This window comes from Streptomyces sp. NPDC002076, from assembly GCF_053593835.1.
Genome location: NZ_JBSFDI010000014.1, coordinates 252,868 through 261,925, shown reverse-complemented (window position 1 = coordinate 261,925; position 9,058 = coordinate 252,868). Strand labels below are relative to the sequence as shown.

10 protein-coding genes are annotated in these 9,058 nt (G+C 72.8%); 8 read left to right on the top strand and 2 right to left on the bottom strand.

What is annotated here, in order from left to right; all coding sequences use genetic code 11:
• Nucleotides 1-414: 414 nt before the first annotated feature.
• A complete protein-coding gene (locus ACWCQS_RS28630; protein ID WP_451007122.1) occupies nt 415-1,101 on the top strand; it encodes a hypothetical protein in 687 nt (228 codons plus the stop codon).
• Nucleotides 1,102-1,188: 87 nt separating this feature from the next.
• On the opposite strand, the gene ACWCQS_RS28625 is transcribed toward ACWCQS_RS28630, so the two are convergent.
• Complete coding sequence (locus ACWCQS_RS28625) at nt 1,189-2,472, bottom strand: DUF1015 domain-containing protein (protein ID WP_450982273.1); 1,284 nt, start codon at nt 2,470-2,472, stop codon at nt 1,189-1,191.
• Nucleotides 2,473-2,545: 73 nt separating this feature from the next.
• On the opposite strand from ACWCQS_RS28625, the gene ACWCQS_RS28620 reads away from it, so the two are divergent.
• The 4 genes from ACWCQS_RS28620 to ACWCQS_RS28605 all read left to right on the top strand — a co-directional run bounded on the left by ACWCQS_RS28620 (nt 2,546) and on the right by ACWCQS_RS28605 (nt 6,574).
• The gene (locus tag ACWCQS_RS28620) at nt 2,546-3,574 is read left to right on the top strand and encodes an HAD-IIA family hydrolase (protein WP_451007115.1); all 1,029 of its coding nucleotides are present in this window, start codon (nt 2,546-2,548) and stop codon (nt 3,572-3,574) included.
• Nucleotides 3,575-3,651: 77 nt separating this feature from the next.
• Nucleotides 3,652-4,695, top strand: a complete 1,044-nt coding sequence (locus ACWCQS_RS28615; protein WP_451007114.1) for a FecCD family ABC transporter permease — start codon at nt 3,652-3,654, stop codon at nt 4,693-4,695.
• An 11-nt stretch (nt 4,696-4,706) separates the two neighbouring features.
• Nucleotides 4,707-5,738 (top strand): FecCD family ABC transporter permease, encoded by a 1,032-nt coding sequence (locus ACWCQS_RS28610; RefSeq protein WP_451007121.1) that lies wholly within the window; start codon nt 4,707-4,709, stop codon nt 5,736-5,738.
• Complete coding sequence (locus ACWCQS_RS28605) at nt 5,735-6,574, top strand: ABC transporter ATP-binding protein (RefSeq protein ID WP_451007113.1); 840 nt, start codon at nt 5,735-5,737, stop codon at nt 6,572-6,574. Before ACWCQS_RS28610 ends, ACWCQS_RS28605 begins: the two co-directional genes overlap by 4 nt.
• A gap of 4 nt (nt 6,575-6,578) precedes the next feature.
• Here the strand turns inward: ACWCQS_RS28605 and ACWCQS_RS28600 are convergent, their stop codons facing one another.
• On the bottom strand, nt 6,579-6,926 hold the full coding sequence (locus ACWCQS_RS28600; protein ID WP_451007112.1) for a sterol-binding protein: 348 nt from the start codon (nt 6,924-6,926) through the stop codon (nt 6,579-6,581).
• Between the two features lie 42 nt (nt 6,927-6,968).
• Here ACWCQS_RS28600 and ACWCQS_RS28595 point away from each other — a divergent pair, with 42 nt between their 5' ends.
• The 3 genes from ACWCQS_RS28595 to ACWCQS_RS28585 are packed head-to-tail and all read left to right on the top strand — an operon-like array spanning nt 6,969 to nt 9,029.
• A complete protein-coding gene (locus tag ACWCQS_RS28595; RefSeq protein ID WP_451007111.1) occupies nt 6,969-7,292 on the top strand; it encodes a hypothetical protein in 324 nt (107 codons plus the stop codon).
• Nucleotides 7,293-7,299: 7 nt separating this feature from the next.
• Nucleotides 7,300-8,115: a TlyA family RNA methyltransferase gene (locus ACWCQS_RS28590; RefSeq protein ID WP_451007110.1), complete on the top strand. Its 816-nt coding sequence runs from the start codon at nt 7,300-7,302 to the stop codon at nt 8,113-8,115.
• Complete coding sequence (locus tag ACWCQS_RS28585; RefSeq protein ID WP_351622663.1) at nt 8,112-9,029, top strand: NAD kinase; 918 nt, start codon at nt 8,112-8,114, stop codon at nt 9,027-9,029. The genes ACWCQS_RS28590 and ACWCQS_RS28585 overlap by 4 nt, the downstream gene beginning before the upstream one ends.
• The last annotated feature ends 29 nt before the right edge of the window (nt 9,030-9,058 follow it).

Below are 9,058 nucleotides of genomic sequence, written 5' to 3'. Positions count from 1 at the left end.
GGGTTCCGTCGCGACGACCGCGGTGGCGACCGCCCCTCCTTCCGCCGTGACGACGACCGCGGCGGCTACGGTGGCCGGCGCGACGACCACCGTGGCGGTGGCTACGGCGACCGGCGCGAAGACACCCGCGGCGACCGCGGCGACCGTGGTGGCTTCCGGCGCGACGACCGGGGCGAGCGCGGTGAGCGCGGTGAGCGCGGTGGGTTCCGCGGCCGGGACGACCGCGGTGGCCGTGGGCCCCGTCGGGACGACCGGGGTGGGCGACCCGGTGGCTTCCGGGGGCGTGACGACCGGCGTGACGACCGCCGGGGCGGTGGCCGCTTCCGCGACGAGCGTGACCGCGACCGGGACCGTGAGCCGATCAAGCGGCTGCCGATCCCGGAGGACGTCACCGGTGACGAGATCGACAAGGACGTGCGGCAGGAGCTCCAGAGCCTGCCCAAGACGCTCGCGGACGACGTCGCCAAGAACCTGGTGATGGTCGCCCGGCTCATCGACGAGGACCCCGAGGGCGCCTACGCCTACTCCAAGGTGGCCCTGCGTCTGGCGTCCCGTGTGGCCGCCGTACGCGAGGCCGGCGGGTTCGCGGCGTACGCCAACCAGAAGTACGGCGAGGCCCTCGCCGAGTTCCGGGCCGCGCGGCGGATGACCGGCACCGTGGACCTGTGGCCGGTGATGGCCGACTGCGAGCGTGGGCTCGGGCGGCCGGAGAAGGCGCTGGACATGGCCGGTGCCCCGGAGGTGCACAAGCTGGACAAGGCCGGTCAGGTCGAGATGCGGCTCGTCGCGGCCGGCGCCCGGCGTGACATGGGCCAGCTGGACGCGGCCATCGTGACCCTGCAGAGCCCGGAGCTCGCCTCCAACTCGATCCAGCCGTGGACCGCCCGCCTGCGGTACGCCTACGCCGACGCCTTGCTGGCCGCAGGCCGGGAAGGCGAGGCGCGCGAGTGGTTCGCGAAGGCCGTGGAGGCCGACCGGGACGGCAGCACGGACGCCTCCGACCGGCTCGCCGAGCTGGACGGCGTGGAGTTCGTCGACGCTCTGGACGAGAGCGAGAGCGAGCCGGAGAAGCCGTCGCAGGAGGACGGCGACGAGGACTGACGGCAGTCCCGAGAAGCGGCAGTCACTGTAAGGGGGCAGGTTCCTGGTGGAACCTGCCCCCTTTCGTGTTCCCGGACGCGGACGGGCTCAGATCTCCAGCGCCCGCAGCACCAGCCCCGACGCCGGCTTCGGGCCGAACGACGTCGACTTGCGGGGCATCGTCACGCCCTGGCGGGCCAGCTCGCGGACGACCTCCTCGCGGACCGGGTGCATCAGGACGGCCGTACCGCCGTCGTGCTCCGCCTTGGCGACCGTCGCGGCCGTGTCGTGGATGTAGGCGATGTGGGCCGGGGAGTCCTCGGGGATGTGCCAGACATGGTCGAGGAGCGCGGCGTGCAGGACCGTGGCGTCCAGGGAGCGCCAGGCCGGCGGGCGGTCGGCCGGGATCGTCCGGGCCAGCAGGTCCGGGTCCGGACGGTCGAGGAGGTGGAAGGCGCCGTCGCCGGCCAGCAGGAAGGCGTTGCCCGCGCAGGACGCGTCCGCCAGGGCCTCCAGGGCCTCGGGGAGCGGCGCGTCCAGATGCTGCACCCGGAACAGGCCCTGCACCGCCGCGAGCGCGTCCGCGACCGGCAGGCGGTGCAGCAGGCGGTGAATGGCGCGGACGCGCAACGGGTAGCGGGCGGTGTCGACGAGCAGGACCAGTCCGTGGTCCCAGGGGCTGGGGGAGGGATGCTCGGCGCGCAGCCGCAGATAGGTGGCCCAGCGGTGGTGGCCGTCGGCGATCAGGGCCTGCTGGTGGGCGAGGTCGGACTGGATGCGGGCCACGTCGGCGGGGTCGGTGACGGACCAGAGGCGGTGGTGGTAGCCGTCCTCGGTGGTCGTGGCGAGCAGCGGGGGCTTCTCCGCCGTGCGCTCGACGACCTCGGCCGCCGTACCGTCGCCGCGGTAGGTCAGCAGCAGCGGCTCCAGGTTCGCGCGCGTGGCCCGCATCAGGGCCGCGCGGTCGGCGACCACGGGCGGCATGACGTCCTCGTGCGGCAGGACCACGCCCTCGGCCGGCTCCGAGACCCGCAGCGCGCCGATGACACCGCGCTGGAGCATGCCGCTCTCGTCCCGCTGCTCGTAGACGTACAGGCCGGGCTCGGGGTCCGCGGTGAGGACGCCCTCGTCCAGCCAGCGGCGCAGGGTGTCGGCCGCCTGCTCGGTGCGGGCGCTCGGGGTGCCGGCCTGGGGCAGGATCAGCCGGACGATGTTGTACGGGTCGGCGGACTGGAGGTGGTGCACCCCATCGGGGCGTACGACGACGTCGTACGGCGGGGAGGTGACGGAGGCGAGGCTGCCGACCCGGTCGGGGTCGTAGCGCAGGCCGCGGAACGGGGTGAGTTCCAGGCCCTGGCGCGCCGTTGCTTCCGAGTGACCTGCAGTGTTCATCCCGGCATCGTACGTGTGTCAGTGGCGTGCGGGATGATCGGGGGAAAGACGGTCGAACGAGGAGCGATGTGGAATGAGCCAGGCGGTCAGGACGAGCCCCGAGGGCAGTGGGCAGCCCCTGAGCGAGGCGTACGACACGGCGCTGCTCGATCTGGACGGGGTGGTGTACGCGGGCGGGAGCGCGATCCGGCATGCGGTGGACTCGCTGGCGGTGGCGCGTTCCAGCGGGATGCATCTGGCGTACGTCACCAACAACGCGCTGCGGACCCCGGACGCGGTGGCCGAGCATCTGACGGAGCTCGGGATACCGACGGGCGCCGATGACGTCATCACCTCCGCGCAGGCGGTCGCGCGGCTGATCAGCGAGCAGGTGCCGGCCGGGGCGCGGGTGCTGGTGATCGGCGGCGAGGGGCTGCGGGTGGCGCTGCGCGAGCGGGGCCTGGTGCCCGTGGAGTCGGCGGACGACGATCCGGCGGCGGTCGTGCAGGGGTACGGCGGCCCCGATCTGACCTGGGGCCGGTTCGCGGAGGCGTCGTACGCGGTCGCGCGCGGGGTGCCGTGGTTCGCGTCCAACACGGACCTGACGATTCCCAGCGGGCGGGGTATCGCGCCGGGCAACGGGGCGGCTGTGGAGGTCGTTCGGATCGCAACGGGCAAGGAGCCGCAGGTGGCGGGCAAGCCGCTGCCGCCGATGCACCGGGAGACGATCATCCGGACCGGCGCCAATCGCCCGCTGGTGGTCGGGGACCGGCTGGACACGGACATCGAGGGCGCGATCAACGGCGGGGTGGACTCGCTGCTGGTGCTGACCGGCGTCACCGACGGCGCGCAGCTGCTCGCCGCGCCACCGCAGCACCGGCCGACGTATGTGGACGCCGATCTGCGCGGGCTGCTCACCGGGCAGCCGGAGGTCAGCGCACTGGCGGAGGGCTTCCGGTGCGGTGGCTGGACGGCGACGGCCGGGGCGGACCGGCTGGAGCTGGAGGGCGACGGGGAGTCGCTGGACGGGCTGCGGGCGCTGTGCGCGGCGGCCTGGACGGCGGCAGGCGACGGCTCCTGCGAGCTGGACGGGGGGAAGGCGCTGGCTCGGCTCGGGCTGTGAGAGGGGCCCGGGCGGACCGTGATGTATCCGCCCCGGGGGGATCGAGGTCAGTAGCGAGGGTAGGCTAACCTAACCTCGTGTTGGTCGACAGTCCTCCGGAACAGCGCGCGGAGACCGCCCCCGCGCCCCCAACCCGCCGGGCAGCCAGGGCTCTTGGGCTCCTGCTCTCCGCCGCGATCCTGGTGCTCGTCGCCCTGGCGAGCATCGCGATCGGGGCGAAATCGCTGTCAGTGGACCAGGTCTGGCACGGCCTGTTCCACGACACGGGGACCTACGGCGACGTCGTCGTGGACGAGCGGATCGCGCGCACGGTCCTGGGGCTGCTCGCCGGTGCCGCGCTCGGTCTCGCGGGCGCGGTGCTGCAGGCGCTCACCCGCAATCCGCTGGCCGACCCCGGGCTGCTCGGCATCAACGCGGGCGCTTCGGCCGCCGTGGTCACGGCCATCACCTATTGCGGCGTCACCAGCCTCACCGGCTATGTGTGGTTCGCCTTCCTCGGGGCGGCGGCGGTCGGCGCGCTGGTGTGGTTCCTCGGCGGCAGCCGGGGCGCGACCCCGGTGCGGCTCGCGCTCGCCGGCACGGCGATCAGCGCCGCCCTGTACGGCTATCTGCAGGCCACGATGATCCTGGACGACGCGGCGCTCGGCAGGATGCGCTTCTGGACCGTGGGTTCGCTGGCCTCGGCCACCGACTCGACCATCCTGCAGGTGCTGCCGTTCCTCGCGGCCGGCATGGTCCTGGCGCTCGCCCTGGCCAGGCCGCTGAACGCCGTGGCCATGGGCGACGACACCGCCCGCGCCCTCGGCGCCGGCCTGGGCCGCACCCGCGCCCTGGCCATGCTGGCCGCCACCGTCCTGTGCGGCGCCGCGACCGCCGCCTGCGGCCCGATCGTGTTCGTCGGCCTGATGGTGCCGTACGTCGTGCGCTCCTTCACCGGCCCCGATCTGCGCTGGATCCTGCCGTACGCCACGGTCCTGTCGCCCGTGCTGCTGCTCGGCGCCGACGTCGTCGGCCGGGTCGTGGCCCGTCCCTCGGAACTCCAGGTCGGCATCGTCACCGCGATCATCGGCGGCCCGGTCTTCATCCTTCTCGTACGACGGCGGAGGACGGCCCAGCTGTGAAGACCCGATCCATGAACCGGGCCGTCCGCACTCCCGGCGGGCTCTCACTGCGCCTGGACCCGCGGGCGCTGCTCGTCGTCGTCCTGCTGCTGGCCGCCGCCTGTGCGGCGGGCGTCGCGCTGATCGGCACCGGCGACGCCGAGATCCCGGCGGCCGACGTGCTTCGGACCCTCGCCGGGAACGGCAACGCGTACCAGGACTTCATCGTCGACGAACTGCGGCTGCCGCGCGTCCTCGTCGGCCTGCTGGTCGGCGCCTCGCTCGGCCTCGGCGGCGCGGTGTTCCAGTCCGTCTCCCGCAACCCGCTCGGCAGCCCGGACGTGCTGGGCCTCTCCCAGGGCTCGACGGCCGGCGCACTGGTCGTCATCGTGCTGCTGTCCGGCAGCACCACGCAGGTCACCGTCGGCGCGTTGATCGGCGGCCTGGTGACCGGACTCGCCATCTACCTGCTCGCCTGGAAGCAGGGCGTGCACGGATACCGGCTGGTCCTGGTCGGCATCGGTGTGTCCGCGATCGCCACCGCGGCCAACGGCTATCTGCTCACCAAGGCCGACCTGGTCGACGCGGCCCGTGCGGTGGTGTGGATGACCGGCTCGCTGGGCGGCCGGGACTGGGACCAGGTCTGGCCGCTGCTCGCGCTGTGCGCCGTCCTCGTCCCGGTGGTCCTCGTCAACGCGCGCGGCCTGAGGATGATGGAGATGGGCGACGACGTCGCGAACGCCCTCGGCGTGCGCGTGCAGCGGGTCCGGCTGGCGCTGATGGTCTCCGCCGTGCTGCTCACCGCGGCCGCCACGGCCGCCGCCGGACCCGTCAGCTTCGTCGCGCTCACCGCGCCGCAGCTGGCCCGGCGCCTGACCCGCTCGCCCGGCCCGAACCTGGTGCCCTCACTCTGCATGGGTGCCGCGCTGCTGGTCGCCGCCGACTGGGCCGCGCAGCGCGCCTTCGGCGCCGACCAGTTGCCCGTGGGCGTGGTCACCGGCGTCCTCGGCGGCGCCTATCTGCTGTGGCTGCTGGTCACCGAGCGCAGGACGGGCCGGATATGAGTGGCACCGACACGAACACGACGAGGAGCACTGTGAACCGCCTGTCCGCCGAGAACGTCACCCTCGCCTACGACCAGCGCGTCATCGCCGAGCAGCTGTCCGTGGAGATCCCGGACAACTCCTTCACGGTGATCGTCGGCCCGAACGCGTGCGGCAAGTCGACGCTGCTGCGGGCGCTGTCGCGGATGCTCAGGCCGAGCCAGGGCCGGGTGCTGCTCGACGGGCAGGTCATCCAGTCGATGCCCGCCAAGAAGGTCGCCCGGACCCTCGGTCTGCTGCCGCAGTCGTCCATCGCGCCCGACGGCATCACGGTCGCCGACCTCGTCGGCCGGGGCCGCTACCCGCACCAGGGCCTGTTGCGCCAGTGGTCGGCGCAGGACGAGCGGGTCGTACAGGAGTCCATGCGGCAGACCGGGGTCGCCGAGCTGGCCGACCGGTACGTCGACGAGCTGTCCGGCGGGCAGCGCCAGCGGGTGTGGATCGCCATGGCGCTGGCCCAGCAGACCCCGCTGCTGCTCCTGGACGAGCCGACCACCTACCTCGACATCCAGCACCAGATCGACGTGCTCGACCTGTGCGCGGAGCTGCACGAGACACAGGGCCGCACCCTGGTCGCCGTTCTGCACGACCTCAACCACGCCGCCCGGTACGCCACGCACCTCATCGCCCTGCGCGGCGGTGAGGTGATCGCCGAGGGTTCCCCGGGCGACATCGTCACCGCCGAGCTGGTGGAGCAGGTGTTCGGGCTGCGGTGTCAGGTCATCGAGGACCCGGAGACGGGGACGCCTCTGGTGGTACCGGCAGCCCGAAAGGCACGGGTCGCGGCAGCTTCCTGAAGCGTCACAGCAGCTTCCTGAGCCGGAACAGATCCAGCAGGCTCGCCTCCAGCCGCACCCGGCCCTTGCCCCAGGCGGTCGCGAAGTTCAGCTCGCCGTCCACCAGGGCCACCAGGTCGTCCCCGGCCATGGCGAGCCTGATCTGGGCCTTCTCCCGCGGCGGGCCGGAGTGCGTCTCGTCCACCTCGATCCGCCCGCCGGTCATCCGGCCGGCGAAGGTGACGTCCAGGTCGGTGATGTGACAGCTCACCGAGCGGTCCAGGGCGGCGGCCGCCCGGACATCGCCCTCGGCGCCCTGCATATTGTCCGAAAGCTTTCCCAGTGCGGCGCGGCACTCCTCGATCGTGGCCATCGCCCCCGACGGTACCCCAGCGGTTCGGGGTAGCGTCGGGGCATGAGCGACTCGGTTCCGGAGACGGAGATCCAGCGGGATTCGGTGCAGGTGGCGGTGGAGGCACCGGAGGCGTACGACCCTGCCGCGCCGGCCCCCCTGAACGTCCCGCGCACCCCCACCGGCAACGCCGAGGTCGACGCCCAACTGGAGCGGCTGGGTGACGCCGACCACCTCGCCACCGACGGGCACGTAGAGGTGTACGAGGATGTACATCGGGGGTTGCGCGATGCGCTCACCGCGCTCGACGCCCGGCCGGGACCTCCGGCGCCCTCACCGTCGTACCCGAAGGCGCCTTCACCGCCGTACCACCAGAGCAGGAGCTGAACCGAACGTGGCAGGAGTCGCACGCCGCCGTCTGGACGCGGAGCTGGTCCGCCGGAAGCTCGCGCGCTCGCGTGAGCACGCCAGCCAGCTGATCGCCGCCGGGCGGGTCACCGTCGGCAAGGCCGTGGCGACCAAGCCGGCCACCCAGGTGGAGACGGCCGCCGCGATCGTCGTCCAGTCCGACGACAGCGACCCCGACTACGTCTCCCGCGGTGGGCACAAGCTCGCGGGCGCGCTGGAGGCCTTCGTACCGCAGGGGCTCGTGGTCGAGGGCCGGCGCGCGCTGGACGCCGGCGCGTCCACCGGCGGCTTCACCGACGTCCTGCTGCGCGCGGGCGCCGCGCACGTGGTCGCCGTGGACGTCGGATACGGACAGCTCGCCTGGTCTCTCCAGAACGATGAACGCGTCACCGTCAAGGACCGTACGAACGTACGCGAGTTGACGCTCGAGGCGATCGATGGGGAACCTGTGGATCTTGTCGTGGGTGATCTGTCCTTCATCCCGCTCGGACTGGTGCTGCCGGCCCTGAAGCGGTGCGTGAAGCCGGACGCCGACCTGGTGATGATGGTCAAGCCGCAGTTCGAGGTGGGCAAGGAGCGGCTCGGCAGCGGGGGTGTCGTACGGAGTCCGCAACTGCGGGCGGAGGCCGTGCGGGGAGTGGCCGAGAAGGCTTGGGAGCTGGGGCTCGGGGTGCAGGGAGTCACCGCCAGTCCGCTGCCCGGCCCCTCGGGGAACGTCGAGTACTTTCTCTGGCTGCGGTCGGGGGCACCCGAGGTGGACCCGGCCGACGTAGACCGTGCAGTGGCGGAGGGGCCGCGTTGACACAGAACCTGGCGCGTACTGTTTTCCTGCTCGCCCACACCGGGCGGCCCGCGGCGATCCGCAGTGCGGAACTCGTCGTCAAGGGCCTGCTGCGGCATGGCATCGGGGTGCGGGTGCTGGAGGAGGAGGCGTGCGACCTGCCGCTCCCGGACGAGGTGCAGCTGGTCAAGGAGGCGACTCCGCAGTGCCTCGACGGGTGCGAGCTGCTGATCGTGCTCGGCGGTGACGGCACGCTGCTGCGCGGGGCCGAGTTCGCCCGGGCGTCCGGGGTGCCGATGCTCGGCGTCAACCTCGGACGGGTGGGGTTCCTCGCGGAGGCCGAACGCGACGACCTCGATCGGGTGGTCGACCGGGTGGTGGCACGGTCCTACGAGGTCGAGGAGCGGATGACCGTCGACGTCGTCGTGCACCGCAACGGAGACATCGTGCACACCGACTGGGCGCTGAACGAGGCGGCCGTGCAGAAGGCCGGCGCGGAGAAGCTGCTGGAAGTCGTGCTGGAGATCGACGGACGGCCGGTGACGGGGTTCGGGTGCGACGGAGTTGTGCTGTCCACCCCGACCGGGTCCACCGCTTATGCCTTCTCCGCCGGCGGGCCTGTGGTGTGGCCCGAGGTGGAGGCGCTGCTCATGGTGCCGATCAGTGCGCACGCGCTGTTCGCCAAGCCGCTGGTGACATCGCCGGATTCGGTGCTCGCGGTGGAGGTCCTGCCGCACATCCCTCCGGGGGTGCTGTGGTGCGACGGGCGGCGGACCGTCGAGTTGCCGCCGGGGGCACGGGTGGAGGTGCGGCGGGGGGCGGTGCCGGTACGGCTCGCTCGGCTGCATCACTCTTCGTTCACGGATCGGCTGGTTGCGAAGTTTGCGTTGCCGACGACCGGATGGCGGGGCGCGCCGCACCACTCGGCGGAGTGAGAAAGGCGGCCTGTGTGCACTCCCCGCCC

Excerpts from the sequence above, each read along its gene's own strand:
- ACWCQS_RS28605 (WP_451007113.1), top strand. The coding sequence starts at position 5,735 with ATGAGTGGCACCGACACGAACACGACGAGGAGCACTGTGAACCGCCTG.
- ACWCQS_RS28625 (WP_450982273.1), bottom strand. The coding sequence starts at position 2,472 with ATGAACACTGCAGGTCACTCGGAAGCAACGGCGCGCCAGGGCCTGGAA.
- ACWCQS_RS28610 (WP_451007121.1), top strand. The coding sequence starts at position 4,707 with ATGAACCGGGCCGTCCGCACTCCCGGCGGGCTCTCACTGCGCCTGGAC.
- ACWCQS_RS28600 (WP_451007112.1), bottom strand. The coding sequence starts at position 6,926 with ATGGCCACGATCGAGGAGTGCCGCGCCGCACTGGGAAAGCTTTCGGAC.
- ACWCQS_RS28620 (WP_451007115.1), top strand. The coding sequence starts at position 2,546 with ATGAGCCAGGCGGTCAGGACGAGCCCCGAGGGCAGTGGGCAGCCCCTG.
- ACWCQS_RS28595 (WP_451007111.1), top strand. The coding sequence starts at position 6,969 with ATGAGCGACTCGGTTCCGGAGACGGAGATCCAGCGGGATTCGGTGCAG.